This is a genomic window from Maricurvus nonylphenolicus (assembly GCF_042854845.1).
Taxonomy (GTDB): Bacteria; Pseudomonadota; Gammaproteobacteria; order Pseudomonadales; family Cellvibrionaceae; genus Maricurvus; species Maricurvus nonylphenolicus.
The window spans coordinates 4,289,247-4,305,345 of record NZ_AP031498.1; the positions used below are offsets into that span (position 1 = coordinate 4,289,247).

The following is a 16,099-nucleotide window of genomic DNA, read 5'->3' on the forward strand; positions in this document are numbered from 1 at the left end:
AACGAGAACTCCCATGCAATTAAATAACCCCAATCTCCTCCGCACCCAATCCTACATCAACGGCGAATGGGTCGACGCCGACAACGGCGCCACCGTAGACGTCCGCAACCCTGCCACCGGCGATACCGTAGCCGCCATCGCCAACGTTGGCGGCGACGAAACCCGCCGCGCCATTGAATCGGCTGAGGCAGCCTTGCCAGCCTGGCGCGCGAAAAGCGCAAAAGAACGCGCCAATATTTTACGTCGCTGGTTTGACCTGGTGATGGCCAACCAAAACGATCTGGCCCAGATTCTGACCGCCGAACAAGGTAAACCTCTGACAGAAGCTGCCGGCGAAATTGCTTACGGTGCCAATTACATCGAGTGGTTTGCCGAGGAAGCAAAACGTATCTACGGCGACATTATTGCGCCACCTTCCAACGACAAACGCCTGCTTGTGGTTAAACAACCGGTTGGCGTAGTAGCTTCGGTGACTCCGTGGAATTTCCCTAACGCCATGCTGACCCGTAAAGCGGCGCCTGCATTAGCCGCCGGCTGTACCTTTGTTGGCAAACCGGCCACCGAGACACCGCTGTCGGCATTGGCCCTGGCTGTACTGGCTGAAGAAGCTGGCGTGCCTGCCGGTGTCTTTAACGTGGTATGTGGTAACAGCTCACGTGCCATTGGCGGTGAGATGACCAGCAACCCGATTGTGAAAAAACTGACCTTTACCGGCTCTACACCTGTGGGCAAAGTTTTGCTGGAACAGTGTGCCGCCACCGTTAAGAAAACCTCCATGGAGCTTGGTGGTAACGCACCTTTAATCGTCTTTGATGATGCCGATCTGGATGCAGCTGTTGCCGGTACCCTGGCCTCCAAATACCGCAACGCCGGTCAAACCTGTGTTTGTACCAACCGCGTATTGGTTCAAGAAGGTGTATATGACGCCTTTACCGAAAAACTGACCGCTGCGGTTAACGAATTTAAAGTGGGCGCCGGTACAGAAGACGGCATCACCATGGGGCCACTGGTAAATGCCAAAGCGGCAACCGATGTGGATGAGTTGGTTCAGGATGCACTGGATAAAGGCGCGCAAGCAACAATTGGTGGAGGACGCTCAGAACTAGGCGACTGCTTCTACCAGCCAACCGTGCTAGCCAATGCCGATGCTTCCATGCGTGTGTTTAAAGAAGAAATTTTCGGCCCTGTTGCACCTATCTTCAAATTTAAAACTGAAGAAGAAGCCGTGGCCATGGCTAACGACACGGAGTTCGGTCTGGCGTCCTACTTCTACACCAAAGATATCGGCCGCATCTTCCGCGTTGGCGAAGCTCTGGAATACGGTATCGTTGGTATTAACGAAGGTATTATCTCTAATGAGATGGCACCGTTTGGTGGCGTGAAAGAATCCGGTTCCGGTCGCGAAGGTTCCAAGTACGGTATCGAAGACTATATTGAAATTAAATATATGTGCCTGGGTGGTATCTAAGGCATACACCAGGGGCAGGATATCAATATCCTGCCCCTACTCCATAGACATCTGAAATTCTGTTGGTGTTATTCCGTACCAACGCCTAAAGGCCCGGGCAAAACTGCTGTGGTCTGAAAATCCTAAACGAAACGCCGTATCATTAAGTGAAGATGCTGGCTGGCTTAAATATTCCAACGCCATCGCTTTCCTGACATCAGAGACCAATAACTTAAAACTTGTGCCCTGCTCTTTTAACTTGCGCTGAAAACTGCGCTGGCTTAAATTCAGTGCCGAAGCCACTTCCTGGCAAACGGGTTCACTCCCATGTTCAAGGCAGCGGCGCACTTGCTGTTTTACCGCATGTATCCCTCTGTCACTGCGCTGTTTTTCTATCGCACTTTTTGTAAATCTATCCTGCCAAGACGCTAGCGTTGGATTACCGGTCGGCAAGGCTAACTCGGCATTTTCACGTGACAGAATAATCCCTACCTGAACGAGGTCACAGTCTACAGAGCTGCGATAAAATGTTTCGTGCTCATGAAGAGCATCGACAGATTGGCCAAATAGGGTCACTTTTTGCGGCGCCAGAACACCGGGATAGATATGACTAAGAAACGCGAAGAAAAATGCCACGCTTAGGTTAATGTTATCAACGCAAAGAAATTCTTCCGAAACCTTGGGTGTGATTAGCAAGCCTACGCTATCGGAGGATTCGACCAATTCAAACAGAGAGGTATCGGTAAAGAAACGAGAGGAATCAACCAAACGCTGGATAGCATCTTTTAAGGAAATACTGCATTGCAGGCCCATCCCAACACTGCCCAACATAGCAGGCCGAAAGTAGGTTTGCGCAATGCGAATAACAGTGGCTTCTGCCCCATGATATTGCCGAATAAGCGCCCAAGCCTTATTAGCAACCTTCGCATTTATCTGCTCATCCGGTGCAAGATCAATAAGCTCGCTTAAACCATGACGAAGCAATGTTTCTTTGGGTGACTGCCCGGCATCAGAAATAACCTGCTGAACAAGCCCCGCGAAGAGCTTGCCGACAAACTCGGTACACATTGACTCTCTCCTGAAACCTCCCGCAAACCTTAACAGATCCACCGGAGGCTTCAAGAATATTTGAGATCAAATTCACTTATGAGAGATATAACTAAAACTTAAGACGCCCACGAACAGCGTAGTTAGCACCTCTGCCAAATGAAGCCTGATGCCCACCATTGGAGAAAGGAACATCATTACTATAAATATAGTATTCCTCATCCGTAAGGTTGCGCCCCACTAAAGACACATCCCAACGCTCATTAACCGCCCCCAGGGTAAGGGTTAAATTCCACAAGGTATAAGCATCCTGCATGGATACCGGATCGTTATCCGCCGCGGTTGAATGCTCCCCCTTATAGTTTGCATCTATGACGGTGCGTAAAAACAGTTGCTGAGTCAGTTCAATTTCGTGCTCCAGAGAAAGGCTTCCTGTCCATTCCGGTGTAAATGGCGTCGACTCTCCACTCAGATCCTGGCTACAAGCTCCTGACCCCGTATAGGCAGCAATCTGTGCCTGTGTACAGCCTGCGGTATCATAATCCGCGTAAGTGAAATCGACATAACCTGCTGAGCCTCTTAACATCAAGCTTTCACTTAACTGCCAACGCCCATCAATTTCAAGGCCGGTAATATCAGCAGACGAAGCATTTTTCACAACAAACCCGCTGTTGCCGGTATAAACAGAAGACTGGAGGTCCTCATAGTCCATATCGAATAACGCCACATTCACTTCAGCCGCGCCATTCAGCAGTGTCATCTTGGCACCCACCTCAATGGACTTAACTTTCTCCTCTTCAAACTCCGCCTCAGCGGGATCATCTGTTAAGGCAAAATTATTGAAACCGCCCCCTTTAGTGCCTGTCGATAATGTGGAATACAGCATTACATCCGGCGTAACATCCCATTGCGCATTAACAGAATAGGTCCAATTTTCTTCATCACGCTTAAGGTCGGTAAAATCGTGTGGTGTAAATTCCAGCAAAAACTGATTAGTCGCACAGGTTGCCAGAGCATCATTGGCGGTAAAGGTATCCCATTCAGCACAGTGAACACCTTGAGCGGCGGATTTCTCTTCTTCACCGTATCTGGCGCCCAAGGTCACCCTGACATCATCTCGCACTTCCCAAGTGCCTTGAGCAAAGGCAGACCAACTTTCAGATTCCTGCTCTAAATAGGCATAACGATTGAGTAACAGTCCTGTGTTATTGACCAACGACTTTGCCTGGCTATCCAAGTCACTCTGCTGGTAATAGAGCCCGCTAATAAATTCAAAGCCTTCACCAAACTCGGAGACATAACGCAACTCCAGGCTTTCCTGGTCATAGGTTTCAACCTCTTCAAAGCCGATCTCTACGGGTGAGTTGTAAAAATCAGCATCAACAGCCCGATCGAACTCATACCCTGAGTAGCCAGCAATCAGTGTCACCGTGCCTTTATCCGTACTGTAATCGACACGCAAAGCCGTCTCATCGGAATCACCTTTGAAATAGCCCTGACCAGGATAATCAATACCTGGGGTTGTATTCCCTATCGCCGTTTTGCCATTAGCTGGCGTGGCATCGTAACCGGCAGCTTGCATCAACCCCTCCATGGTAGGCGTCAAGACGATTTGGTCAGTACTGCCTCCTAGATTATCCCAATCACCCATCTCGTATTTAAACGAGACCAGCAAGTTTTCAGTAGCATCCCACTCCAGCGATACACGACCTGCAATTTCATCGGTGAGCGGTTCGTGCTTATCGTTGAACTCATTCTCTATCCATCCCTCATCCATATCGCGAGTTAACCAGGCTAAACGCCCACGCAGATTTTCCGTTAAAAGACCGGAAACATAACCTTTGATTTCAGTTTCTTCATGCTCAACTTCATACAACCCCGACAACTCAGCGGCGAACTCATCCATGGGTTTGGCTGAGGTAATATTCACGGCACCAGCAATTGTATTTTTGCCGAACAAAATTGATTGCGGTCCACGCAAGACTTCTACCATGCCAACATCGAGAAAGGAAAAACGCGATTGGGTTGCACGCCCACGATAAATACCATCAACAAAGGAGCCTACTGATTGCTCAATACTGGCCAACACACCTGATTGGATACCGCGAATGGAGACGACATCTCCAAGAGCCAATGGCGCTACAGCAAAATTAGGTACATAGGCCGCAAAGTCCATCATACTCGGGATAGCAGCCTCATTGATTTTCTCACCACTCATGGCCGAAACAGAAATAGGGACATCCTGTAAAGACTCTTCGCGCTTTTGTGCCGTTACGACGATCTCTTCCAGGGTGAAGGTTTCTTCAGCTACGGAAAAGGGGGACAGACCAACAGTAGCCACAACAGAAGCCGCAAGCGGACTGATACGGAAAAGGGATTTCATCACAATTCTCTCCAACGTTTTTATAGTTATCCAGAAAGAATCTAACGAATAATATTTTTCCCCACTATACCTTGCGCGCCAAACTCAATACCCGAAGCGCCAATAGCATACAAACAGTCACAACAAAAAACGCCGGCAATTGCCGGCGTATAAAAATCGTCTAGTAGACAGAGACATTAACTAGACTAAAAACAAAAGCCTTCTTCGGCAATCGCCATCAGAGATTCAGCTCCAGCACCAGCTGCGGCCTTGTGAGCCATAGCACGCGGGAGCATACGCTGATAGAAGAAGGATGCGGTATCAATTTTGGCCTGGTAAAAACCATCGGCATCGCCTTTGCTCTCAATCGCCTCAGCAGCCACTTCCGCCGCACGCAACCATAAATAGGCAAAGATCACATAACCGGAATACATCAGGTAATCCACAGACGCCGCACCTACTTCATCGGCATCCTGCATGGCTTTTTCACCAATACCCTGGGTTAGCTGTAACCAGTCTTTGACCAATTGCTCCAGCTGTTTGGCTTGGCCACTGAATTGCTCACTGCGCTCAGCCTTGCAGAATTCCAATACCTGAGAAGTAAACAAGCCCAGTAATTCCCCTCCACTGCCGAGTACTTTACGACCTAACAGGTCGAGGGCCTGCACACCAGTGGTACCTTCATACAAGGTGGAGATTCGTGCATCACGCAGATTCTGCTCTACACCGGTTTCATGGATATAACCGTGGCCACCAAAACACTGAATGCCGAGGCTTGCGGCTTCCAATCCCATTTCGGTTAAAAAGGCTTTACCGATTGGCGTCAGGAAAGATAACAGCTTGTTACTCTGCTCGCGCTGCGCTTCATCAGCGGCATGCTCACTCAGGTCCAATTGCTGTGCCATATAGTGCACAAACATGCGACCACCTTCGGCAACAACCTTTTGGGTCAACAGCATGCGCCGTATATCGGGATGCACAATAATAGGATCGGCTTCACTTTCAGGTGCCTTTACCCCGGACAAGGAACGCATTTGCAAACGCTCACGGGCATACTGCTGTGATTTCTGCAGCGCAACCTGTGAGTGCAAAACACCCTGTGCTGCCGTCCCCAAACGCATTGCATTCATAAAGGTGAACATGCAATTTAGGCCACGATTCTCTGGGCCTAACAAATAACCGGTTGCACCTTCAAAATTCATCACGCAGGTAGGGCTGCCGTGTAATCCCATTTTCTTTTCAATGGATCCACAGGTTACCCCATTGCGCTCGCCCAAACTGCCGTCAGCATTAACGTTAAACTTGGGCACAATAAACAGCGAGATACCTTTAGTACCTTTCGGTGCATCCGGTAAACGGGCCAGAACGATATGAACAATATTGTCTGTCATATCGTGCTCGCCGTAGCTGATAAATATTTTCGAGCCGGTAATCGCGTAGCTACCATCGGCATTGGGTTCAGCGCGCGTTCTTAACAGCCCCAAGTCCGTGCCCGAATGGGATTCGGTCAGACACATGGTGGCAGTCCAGTCACCGGTAATCAAACGTGTCAGGTAGGTTTGCTTCTGCTCTTCAGTGCCATAAGCCATTAATGTATCAATTGCCCCTGCACTCAATGAAGCTCCCATTGACCAGGCTACATTGGCTGCCCCACGCATTTCACCAATCATAGTATTCAATGATTTAGGTAAACCCTGACCACCGTATTCAGGCTGACAGGAAAACCCTACCCAACCACCTTCAGCATACTGTTGATACGCTTCTTTAAAACCGTCAGGCGTGAACACCTGACCGTCTTGCCAACGTACGCCTTGAAGATCTCCTGGTGCATTGAGTGGTGCCAACACATCCTCAGCAAAACGTGCCGTCTGATCCATCACGGCTTCGGCAAATTCCGCATCGATGCTTTCAACACCGGGCAAGCTGGCATAGTGCTCGGCATAACCGAGCAACTCAAAGGCACTAAATTGTATGTCCCTAAGGGGAGCCTGATAACTGTACATGGTCTGTCTCCGTTAGCCAGGTATTACTTCTGGCGTACAGGGAAAGCAGAACCAATCAACTCCTGCTTGGCTTCTTCGTACTCTTCAACAAAGCGCGCAATCAGCTCGCCGGCTTTTGGCACATCAGAAATACGACCAATGCCCTGGCCAGCGCCCCAGATATCTTTCCAGGCTTTCTTGTCAGTGTTGCCGCCACTACCAAAGTTCATGGTGGACTTATCGGCTTCCGGCAGATTGTCCGGGTCCATACCGGCATTTTTGATACTTGGCTTCAGGTAGTTACCGCTAACACCGGTAAACAGTGATGAGTAAACAATATCGTCAGCCGTACTATCTACCAGCATTTGTTTGTAAGCCTGATCAGCTTGAGCTTCTTCGGTGGCAATAAAGCGCGTGCCCATATAACCCATATCGGCACCCATGGCTTCTGCAGCCAATACATCACGACCTGAGGACATGGAGCCAGACAGGATAATGGTACCGTCGTAGAACTCACGAATTTCAGATACCAAGGCAAATGGGCTCAGGTTACCTGCGTGGCCACCGGCACCGGTACATACGAGAATCAAGCCATCGACACCGGCTTCAATCGCCTTTTTAGCGTGGTAAACATTGGTCACATCGTGGAACACCAAACCGCCGTAGGAATGCACAGGGCCTACAACCTCAGTTGGGGCCATCAGGCTGGTAATTACCACAGGTACCTTGTGCTTTACACATAACTCAATGTCTTGCTGCAGGCGGTCATTGGAGCGATGTACGATCTGGTTCACAGCAAAAGGTGCCACCGGCTTATCCGGGTTTTCCTGCTTATAGCGGTCCAGTTCGGCATTAATTTCGGTCAGCCATTCGTCCAGCAGCTCTACCGGGCGAGCATTCAGGGCTGGAAATGAGCCAATAACACCAGCTTTACACTGCTCCACCACCAGACGCGGGTTGGAGATAATGAACAGCGGGGAACCAATCAGAGGAATAGACAGCTGATTTTCAAGGGACTTAGGTATTGCCATGGGATATCTCTCTCACTTAATGTTTACACCGTTAACATAAACATACCAAGAAATGTTAACAGTGTAAACACTATGTTAGAATTCACTCAGCAATTGGCCACTGTGATACCATGCGCGACCATTAAGTCAGGGCATCAAAGGCCCACAACCAGATAAAGAGAATCAATGGCTAAAGCTAGCTCCTACCACCACGGCGACCTGAAAGAAGCCTTGATTAGTGCCGCCGCCGATCTGATAGCCGAACACGGCCAGGCCAACTTCAGCCTGCGTAAGGTGGCCCAGCAGGTTGGGGTATCGCAGACCGCCCTGTACCGCCACTTCTCCGATAAGGATGAGCTGCTAGCAGCGGTAGCCGAGAGAGGATTTCTGGAGTTAAGCCGCTTAAGTCACGAGGCATTCGACCAATACGACGATGTGGTGGAACGCAATATCGAAGTGGGTATGGCTTACCTGAATTTTGCAGCCGACAACCCCAACACCTATCGCTTGATGTTCGATTCATCCATGGCAGATAACGAACGTTATACGGCGCTGGCTGACGCTCGTCGCCTGGCTTTTAAATGCCCCGCAAGAAACACACTCGATCTGCAAAAGTTACGTGATCCGAACCACGAGCAAACGCAAAGGCAAAAGCAAAGCGCCAAGATTTTCTCACAAGCTATTATTCACGGTATTGCCAGTTTGATGATTGAGGGGATGATTCACAGCGAAGGGGATCGCGAGACGGTACTGCGCAATATGTTGGAAGATACGTTGTTTACGTAACTCTATTAGGAAAACAAAAAACGGGGCTTATAAAAGCCCCGAAAAGTCCAAGCAAGAGAGTGCTTAGCGATTAAAAATTAGCTGATACAGCCAAGCCATAGGTTCTTGGAGCCCCTTGGTTACCCATTTGCGGGCTGTGTGCTTGTAATGGTGCATCAAAACCGAAGTTGTAGTATTCCTTATCAAAGCAGTTGCGGCAGAACAAGCCCACGTCCCATACACCGTCTTGAGATCTCAAACCGATGGTGCCACCTACCAGTGTATACTCTTCCTGGTAGTCGGTATCATTAGAGATAAAGTGCTCCCCCATATACGAAATATTCAGATTGGCGTAGCCTTCCAGAATCTCATTAATGCCTCGGCTATAGCTCAGATTCATGGCACCGGAAAACTCTGGCGCGAAAGCCTGGTCGCGACCTTCCAGGTGAGAAATCAGCTCCGAACTACCGTAAGTCGTATCATCGAGATAAGTAATAGCAATATCAGCACGCAGGTTTTCAGTCACTGCATAATCCAGTTCCATTTCAATACCTTGGGATTTAGCGGTATCCGCATTGGTGGTGATAAAGTCTGTACCGGTGAAGGTGGTGACTTGAATATCCTGATAATCGGAATAGAAAATAGCGGTATTTAAACGTCCACGACCGTCATGGAATGTAGCTTTTAGACCAACTTCATAAGCATCTACGTACTCTGGATCATAAGTAGGGTCCAGCTCAGGAGAGAGAACTAATGGAGTTGCATTATAATCCATTCCATTTGCTACCCAATCTGTGTAGGTATGCTCGGTAGTAATTAATTGGCCAACAGCATCACCAGCCAGGGAAATTCCGCCGGCTTTAAAACCTTTGGAATAGCTTGCATAAAGCTGAATATCTTCTGTAGGAAAGTACTGAAGACTAGCCGAATAGGTCCACTCTTCCTCATCAATAGACTCACTAAAATCAGGCGATGTCGTAGAAGCACCAAGAGTCATGATACCTGCATCATTCTGGCGCAGGTAGTCAAAGTACTCTTCTGTCGTTCCCATTAGATTATTAAAATCTACAGCTTTTTCTTCCTCGGAGTAGCGAAGGCCGGTAACCAGGTTCAAGTTATCGGTGAGGCTAAAAGTAAGATGAGAATAGAGCGCCCATACTTCATTTTCCAGAACTGATTCAGAGTCTGAACCAGGCAGTGTAGAAGCAGGATTAGCCAACTCTATAGGGTTAAAGAAACCAGCATATGCATTATATAAAGCATAAAATGGATTAGGATCACCATCCGGTGTAACAGGGCTAAGACTTAGAACATTCATTATTGTGTGAAAGTTAGCTCCCGCTTGGCTTTCAGTATATCGTGTTGATCGACGCTCCAGATCCTCATTCGAGTAAAAGGCCCCTGCCACATATTCAACCGGCATATCGCCTAAATCGAAACTACCCGTCAGATTAAACTCTTGAGAAAAAGTCTCGAACTCATTAGTGGATCCTCCGCGGAGAAGATCAACGGGGCCAAAATCACTGTCTTGATTTTCCTGCTCATTGGTATATTCACGGTAAGAGGTTGTGGACTTCAAGGTCAAATCATCGGTGAGATCATGGGTAACAATTACGGCAATACCTTGGTCAACGGACTTATCGGTACCATCAGTATTGGTATAGTTATTTCGGTCAAAAGGATCATCGGTAAAATAAGGTAGTCCATTCAGAGACGCCTGCCCGCTGTAGAATCCATCCAGCAGGCTAGTCGGATCCGGCGCATCAATTCGGGTACCCATACCATCACAACAGGTTTCATTGGCTTTGCTGTAATCTGCAATAACATGGACTGAAGTCTCGGCAGTGGGCTCCCACAATGCCTGCAGTTTTACAGAGTACAGATCTGTATTTTGTTTATCGTTACCCGTTGCTGGGTTATCAATAAAACCATCAGCTTGGTCACTCAAAATGCTGGCACGTAAAGATAAGGTGTCGCTCACCGCACCATTAACAAAAAAGCTGGCCTTTTCTTTACCATAGTTACCCAAAGTTACTTCACCGCCCGCTTCAAAATCCTGCCCAGGTCTGGTGGAGTTTAAAATCATGGCACCGGCCGTGGTGTTTTTACCAAACAGTGTACCCTGCGGGCCACGTAGGATTTCAACACCGCCAATATCATTAAAAGTCGCCAACACCATACCCGAACGGCTACGATATACGCCATCAACATATACACCCACAGCACCCTCAAAGGCTGCGTTAGTACCGACGGTGCCGATACCGCGAATACGAATTGGGCTATTGCTTACCTTATTCTGCCCGGTACTAAAATTCAGACTGGGGTTTGAAGTGCCTAAATCGATAACATCATCAATACCTTGAGCTTTTAGTGCCTGGGCATCATAAGCAGTTACGGCCAAAGGGACATCCTGCAAACTTTGTTCACGTTTCTGTGCCGTTACAACAATCTCTTCAAGTACAAATGACTCTGCTTGTACAGTCGGTGTTGAAGCCAGGACAATAGAACCTATTGCAGCAGTTAACAGCTTTACTTTCATCTTATCTCACCTCTATTTATAGTTATTAATTGTCGGGAACAAGCCGTTAACACCATCAACTGCTTACTCCCTATAAACGCCAGCTTATGGCGAATACTTACAGGGCCCGCTCTTGATCAGCCCAATACTCTGCACGCACCTCCCTGCGCAATAACTTTCCAGCCGGGCTACGCGGTAGCGCAGTCCTGAACTCCACACTCTTCGGGGTATAAACGGCACCCAAGCTGTCACGGCACATGGCCATTAATGCTTCGTCCGTACATTCACAACCCGGTTTCAGCTGAACAACAGCCTTAACCGCCTCTCCCCATTTCTCATCAGGGACACCCACAACAATGCAATCCAGTACCGATTCATGCCCCTGAATGACGGCTTCTATCTGCGCAGGATAGACATTGAAACCACCGGAGATAATCATGTCTTTTAGTCGATCCACCAAAGTGACATAACCCTGCTCATCCTTAATACCGACATCACCTGTGTGCAGCCAACCATCTTTAATGGTTGCAGCTGTCTCCTCGGGATTCTTGTAGTAACCGGCCATCACCATGCTGGTCTGTACAACGATTTCCCCCTTCTCACCAACAGGGAGAATATTGCCTTCAGGGTCCATAATTTCCATTCGCAAATAAGAAGAAGGTTTACCCATCGAAGGCAAAACGGCCTCATTAAAACTACCATCCTCATTCAAATAATCCTCAGGGCCCTTTTCGGTCATGCCGATTGAGCATTCCGTTTGACCAAAGGCCTCATGTAGAACTGGGCCGAAAATTTTGACAGCCATTTTGAATTTTTCGGGAGAGATAGGTGCAGCGCCAACACGAATCACTTTCAATGAAGACAGGTCAACATCACCAATCAAAGGACTCGCCATAACCATGTACAGCAAGGTAGGCGGTAAGAACATGGTCGTGATTCTGTATTGCTCAATAGCCCGCAGGAGCTCATCGGGGTGTGTATTATTGGACACAACTACACAACCACCGGCAATTAATGTCATTGCTGCCATTGCGCCACTAGCATGCGACAAAGGCGCTACTGCCAAGTACCTTGCTTCAGCCTCCATCTCAGGCATGTTCTGCAACGCATTAACCAAAGTAATTTCAGAAGTTCGATTAGTGTGAACAACACCTTTGGAAGGTCCGGTAGTTCCACCCGTTGGCCTTAGCGAAGCAACAGCATCGGGATCTTCCATACCCGACACATAGGGTTTATTGAATTCTTCTAACCAACATTCAAGTGATGGGCCGTGTACAGAATCTCCATCTATACAGATATAGCGGCTAATATTCGGTACTCGTGCTTTTAATTCAGTAACTTCCTTTTCATAAGCACTGTGGAAAAACATCACGTCGCAATCCATAAAGCTCAACACTTGTGAATTGGCATCAATGGAGCTGCGCACCTGCACAGCAATCGAAGCCATATCTGCTCGACTGATAGCTAGCGATAGAATAGGCACCCAGTACTGGTTGTGTGAGTAAATCGCCACATGAGCACCAGCTTTTACACTCGGATCATGAACTAACGCATTACCTGCAGCATGCATCATTTCCTTCACAGCGGAGAAAGTAAGACGAGCCTCACCTTCCACAATGGCAACAGCATCGGCATGCCTTTCTGCTGTCAGGTCAAAATAATCTGAAAATCGCATTCCTACCTCTTAGATATCAGTCAAACAAAACAAGGGTTTATAGAGAGAATGAGTAACCACCATTAACTGGATAGGTTTGACCTGTAATCCAGGAACTGGCTTCAGAGGCTAGGAACAACGCCATATTAGAAATATCGCTAGGCTCACCAACGCGACGAATAACGTAAGCAGACATCATCTTCTTGAGCATCTGCTCGTTCTCCAAAACCTGAGCAATAGCCGGAGTATTGGTGGCAGCAATAGAGATGGTGTTGCAGTTAATTTGGAAGCGCCCCAGATCGCGAGCCAAGCTGCGCATAAAACCTGCAGCACCCGCTTTAGCTGCAGCATAGGTTTGCACACCAGAATCACCTACACGACCCGCGTCCGACATAATGGTAATCACACGACCAGGAGCACCGGTTTCAATAATTCCTGGCACTACAGCAGCGGCACAATTGATCACACCAAACAGGTTAACGTTGATGGTCTGGCTCCATACTTCTGGACCAGTTTCCCAAAACGGTTTCCATACATCAGCGGTTGGAGTCGCGCCCATATTACCGGCGTTGTTTACCAGTGTTGCCACAGGCCCTAACGATTCCTTGGTTTTAGCAACCATTTCTTTAACGCTATCCAGGTTGGTCACATCAGCTTGCACAGCAACCGCTTTACCACCCGCTTGACGAATCTCTTCAGCGACAGCTTCTGCACGATCCAGGAAGTAATCGTTTACGGCTACACCACCGCTATTTTCAGCAGTACCCAAATCCATCGCAATTTGACGACCAACACCTTGACCAGCACCTGTAACCAGGGCAACGCGACCATTCAGCTCTAAAATATTCTTGCTCATTCCTGTAACTCCTACCTATTACTTCTGTTATACGTTAAGGATTAAATTAATCGTTGGTAAAAATGTTGACTGCAACAGCGGCTTCTTCAATGCCAACCGTACCGCCACTGTTTTCCTGAAGAGCATGACGTGCGCCATCGACCTGACGGCCACCAGCCTCACCGCGAAGCTGTGTTACCAACTCAAAGATCTGCGCCAGACCTGTTGCTCCTATGGGGTGACCTTTTGATTCCAAACCTCCTGAAGGGTTAACAGGCAAGCGACCACCAATCGTAAATTCACCGCGTTCCGCAGCGGGACCACCTTCACCAAAGTCAACAAAGTTAAGATTCTCAACATGGAAAATTTCGCCCGCAGCCGTCGCGTCGTGAACTTCCGCCACATGAATATCGTCAGGGCCAAAGCCAGCAATTTCATAAGCTTCCATCGCCGCTAAACGTTCACAGTGCAATTCGGGCTGTTCATCTGAGCGTGTGGTTGCACTACGTACAACGCTGGCCGCCACGCGAATAGCGCGTTTCTTATCGATACCAAGACGGGCTAAACCATCTTCATTACACACAATCACTGCCGCAGCACCATCACTCATGGGCGAGCACATTGGCATGGTCAATGGGTAAGTAATTGGCGGCGCACCCAATACCTGCTCAATAGTCATAGGCATTTGGAATTGCGCGTAGGGGTTGTGTACTGAGTGAGTATGGTTCTTGGCGCACACTGCAGCGATTTGACGCTGTGTGGTCCCGTACTTCACCATGTGATTAATGCAAGCAGAAGCATAGAGCTTCATAAACAAACTGTAAGGGCGGTCAGACTCTGAACCTTCCGGCGCAACAAAACCAGGATTAGGCTTTAACAGAATTTTGGTATTCTCTTCAATGCTGGATACATCCCAACCTCCATCGAAAACCTTAAACATGCTTGCTTTGTCTTCGATGTGCATTTTCTCTGCACCAATTGCTAAAGCAACATCACAACTACCCGCCCTTAAAGATTGCAATGCAAGATTGAATCCCAGGGAACCAGACGCGCAAGCACTTTCTACGTTGTATACAGGAATTCCTTGAACGCCGATTTTATGTAACACGACCTGGCCAGGAATAGCGGTTTGCTTTTGCAAAAGACCATTGGTAATTCCGGAGTAGTAGGCACAGCCTAGATCTTCCACACTACAGCTAGCATCTTTCAATGCACGATTTAGTGCCTCGCCAGCCATATCTTCCAGTGTGCGATCTTTATGCTGACCGAAATGGGTCATGCCAACGCCAACGACGTATAATTCACTCATACTACTTCCTCAAATTCTCGCGCTACCCAGCAATGCTCTAGGCCTATGGCGCATCAACCTTAAAATGGCTTTTTATCCTAGCAGTTACCCCAATTTGGCATATGACCATCCGATTTAATCGCATTGCATTTCGATCAAACCCGAATATGTGCCTTTTGAAGATATCCTTAAAATGGGATAAGTCATTTCTTTGATAAACGACAAAAATATAAAGATGACCATTCAAACAAGATGAATGATCAAACAACCAAGATTAAGAGTTCGGGAAGCTGGGTATCTAGTACTAACAGCGTCAGTCGTTAGAATAAAACGTCAATGTATTTCAAGCAGAAACAGGCCAGACGCCTGCCATAATTTCGGAGCACCCCATGACTGCCCAGCAAGAAATCAAAGAAATCGCTTCAGACGACGTCATCCAATACGATATTGTCAGTGATCACGTTGTTGTTATTCGTATCAACCGCCCAAAACAGAAAAATGCCTTTGATAGCGCCACAGCCAAGGCACTGGAAAAAGCCATCGACAACTACGAAGCCGATAACAATCTGCGTTGTGCGATTCTCACTGGCTCTAGCGATGTGTTTTCAGCCGGGCAAGACCTGATTGCCGCCTCTCAGGGAGATATGGCGGTAGCACCTAAACGAGGCCCCTTTGGCATAATGCAAAAACCGCCTGAGAAGCCAATTATTGCGGCCATTGAAGGTCCAGCCTTGGCCGGTGGAATGGAACTGAGTTTAAGTTGCGATCTGGCTGTTGCCTCTCGCGCTTCGATTTTTGGTTTACCCGAAGCCTCACGCGCCTTATTAGCGATTGGCGGCGGCTTGTTCCGTTTAAGCAAACGTATCCCCTATCACTTGGCCATGGAGATGGCACTCACCGGTAAGCCCTGGTCCGCCGAAAAAATGGCTGAGCTAGGATTGGTTAATCGGGTAACCGAACCCGGTGAAGCCTTGGCTGGAGCTATTGAACTGGCCAACACCATCAGCGCGGCGGGACCATTAGCGATTAAGGCCAGTAAGGCCATTATCCAGCAATCCAGCACCTGGTCTGACAAGGAAGCCTGGGACAAACAAATGGTGATCGCAAAACCTGTTCTGGAGTCTGAAGATGTTCTGGAAGGCCTCAAAGCGTTCGCCGAAAAACGCATGCCTGTTTGGCAAGGCAAGTAAC

11 protein-coding genes are annotated in these 16,099 nt (G+C 48.2%); 3 read left to right on the forward strand and 8 right to left on the reverse strand.

The genetic code is table 11. The annotated features are described in order from the left end of the window. Nucleotides 1-13 precede the first annotated feature (13 nt). Entirely contained in the window at nucleotides 14-1,468 is a 1,455-nt protein-coding gene (locus ACGHZ6_RS18660; RefSeq protein WP_390615536.1) for an NAD-dependent succinate-semialdehyde dehydrogenase, read from the forward strand. 36 nt (nucleotides 1,469-1,504) lie between these two features. Here the strand turns inward: ACGHZ6_RS18660 and ACGHZ6_RS18665 are convergent, their stop codons facing one another. From ACGHZ6_RS18665 to ACGHZ6_RS18680, 4 genes are all read right to left on the reverse strand, one after another. Continuing rightward, nucleotides 1,505-2,515: a helix-turn-helix transcriptional regulator gene (locus tag ACGHZ6_RS18665; protein ID WP_390615537.1), complete on the reverse strand. Its 1,011-nt coding sequence runs from the start codon at nucleotides 2,513-2,515 to the stop codon at nucleotides 1,505-1,507. Between the two features lie 91 nt (nucleotides 2,516-2,606). After that, nucleotides 2,607-4,877 (reverse strand): TonB-dependent receptor, encoded by a 2,271-nt coding sequence (locus ACGHZ6_RS18670; protein ID WP_390615538.1) that lies wholly within the window; start codon nucleotides 4,875-4,877, stop codon nucleotides 2,607-2,609. A gap of 185 nt (nucleotides 4,878-5,062) precedes the next feature. Next, nucleotides 5,063-6,859 (reverse strand): acyl-CoA dehydrogenase C-terminal domain-containing protein, encoded by a 1,797-nt coding sequence (locus ACGHZ6_RS18675; RefSeq protein ID WP_390615539.1) that lies wholly within the window; start codon nucleotides 6,857-6,859, stop codon nucleotides 5,063-5,065. A 23-nt stretch (nucleotides 6,860-6,882) separates the two neighbouring features. Beyond that, nucleotides 6,883-7,869 carry an NAD(P)H-dependent flavin oxidoreductase gene (locus tag ACGHZ6_RS18680; protein WP_390615540.1) on the reverse strand — a complete coding sequence of 329 codons (987 nt, stop codon included), beginning with the start codon at nucleotides 7,867-7,869 and terminating at the stop codon, nucleotides 6,883-6,885. 165 nt (nucleotides 7,870-8,034) lie between these two features. Between ACGHZ6_RS18680 and ACGHZ6_RS18685 the strand changes: the two genes are divergently transcribed. After that, nucleotides 8,035-8,634: a TetR/AcrR family transcriptional regulator gene (locus ACGHZ6_RS18685; protein WP_390615541.1), complete on the forward strand. Its 600-nt coding sequence runs from the start codon at nucleotides 8,035-8,037 to the stop codon at nucleotides 8,632-8,634. Nucleotides 8,635-8,704: 70 nt separating this feature from the next. Here the strand turns inward: ACGHZ6_RS18685 and ACGHZ6_RS18690 are convergent, their stop codons facing one another. The 4 genes from ACGHZ6_RS18690 to ACGHZ6_RS18705 all read right to left on the reverse strand — a co-directional run bounded on the left by ACGHZ6_RS18690 (nucleotide 8,705) and on the right by ACGHZ6_RS18705 (nucleotide 14,929). After that, entirely contained in the window at nucleotides 8,705-11,152 is a 2,448-nt protein-coding gene (locus ACGHZ6_RS18690) for a TonB-dependent receptor (RefSeq protein ID WP_390615542.1), read from the reverse strand. A gap of 97 nt (nucleotides 11,153-11,249) precedes the next feature. Then, nucleotides 11,250-12,806 carry a class I adenylate-forming enzyme family protein gene (locus tag ACGHZ6_RS18695; protein ID WP_390615543.1) on the reverse strand — a complete coding sequence of 519 codons (1,557 nt, stop codon included), beginning with the start codon at nucleotides 12,804-12,806 and terminating at the stop codon, nucleotides 11,250-11,252. 37 nt (nucleotides 12,807-12,843) lie between these two features. Continuing rightward, entirely contained in the window at nucleotides 12,844-13,641 is a 798-nt protein-coding gene (locus tag ACGHZ6_RS18700; protein ID WP_390615544.1) for an SDR family NAD(P)-dependent oxidoreductase, read from the reverse strand. 46 nt (nucleotides 13,642-13,687) lie between these two features. Further along, nucleotides 13,688-14,929, reverse strand: a complete 1,242-nt coding sequence (locus ACGHZ6_RS18705; protein ID WP_390615545.1) for a thiolase family protein — start codon at nucleotides 14,927-14,929, stop codon at nucleotides 13,688-13,690. A 368-nt stretch (nucleotides 14,930-15,297) separates the two neighbouring features. On the opposite strand from ACGHZ6_RS18705, the gene ACGHZ6_RS18710 reads away from it, so the two are divergent. Continuing rightward, nucleotides 15,298-16,098, forward strand: a complete 801-nt coding sequence (locus ACGHZ6_RS18710) for a crotonase/enoyl-CoA hydratase family protein (RefSeq protein ID WP_390615546.1) — start codon at nucleotides 15,298-15,300, stop codon at nucleotides 16,096-16,098. The last annotated feature ends 1 nt before the right edge of the window (nucleotide 16,099 follow it).

Excerpts from the sequence above, each read along its gene's own strand:
- ACGHZ6_RS18675 (WP_390615539.1), bottom strand. The coding sequence starts at position 6,859 with ATGTACAGTTATCAGGCTCCCCTTAGGGACATACAATTTAGTGCCTTT.
- ACGHZ6_RS18660 (WP_390615536.1), top strand. The coding sequence starts at position 14 with ATGCAATTAAATAACCCCAATCTCCTCCGCACCCAATCCTACATCAAC.
- ACGHZ6_RS18690 (WP_390615542.1), bottom strand. The coding sequence starts at position 11,152 with ATGAAAGTAAAGCTGTTAACTGCTGCAATAGGTTCTATTGTCCTGGCT.
- ACGHZ6_RS18685 (WP_390615541.1), top strand. The coding sequence starts at position 8,035 with ATGGCTAAAGCTAGCTCCTACCACCACGGCGACCTGAAAGAAGCCTTG.
- ACGHZ6_RS18670 (WP_390615538.1), bottom strand. The coding sequence starts at position 4,877 with ATGAAATCCCTTTTCCGTATCAGTCCGCTTGCGGCTTCTGTTGTGGCT.
- ACGHZ6_RS18705 (WP_390615545.1), bottom strand. The coding sequence starts at position 14,929 with ATGAGTGAATTATACGTCGTTGGCGTTGGCATGACCCATTTCGGTCAG.
- ACGHZ6_RS18665 (WP_390615537.1), bottom strand. The coding sequence starts at position 2,515 with ATGTGTACCGAGTTTGTCGGCAAGCTCTTCGCGGGGCTTGTTCAGCAG.
- ACGHZ6_RS18695 (WP_390615543.1), bottom strand. The coding sequence starts at position 12,806 with ATGCGATTTTCAGATTATTTTGACCTGACAGCAGAAAGGCATGCCGAT.
- ACGHZ6_RS18680 (WP_390615540.1), bottom strand. The coding sequence starts at position 7,869 with ATGGCAATACCTAAGTCCCTTGAAAATCAGCTGTCTATTCCTCTGATT.
- ACGHZ6_RS18710 (WP_390615546.1), top strand. The coding sequence starts at position 15,298 with ATGACTGCCCAGCAAGAAATCAAAGAAATCGCTTCAGACGACGTCATC.
- ACGHZ6_RS18700 (WP_390615544.1), bottom strand. The coding sequence starts at position 13,641 with ATGAGCAAGAATATTTTAGAGCTGAATGGTCGCGTTGCCCTGGTTACA.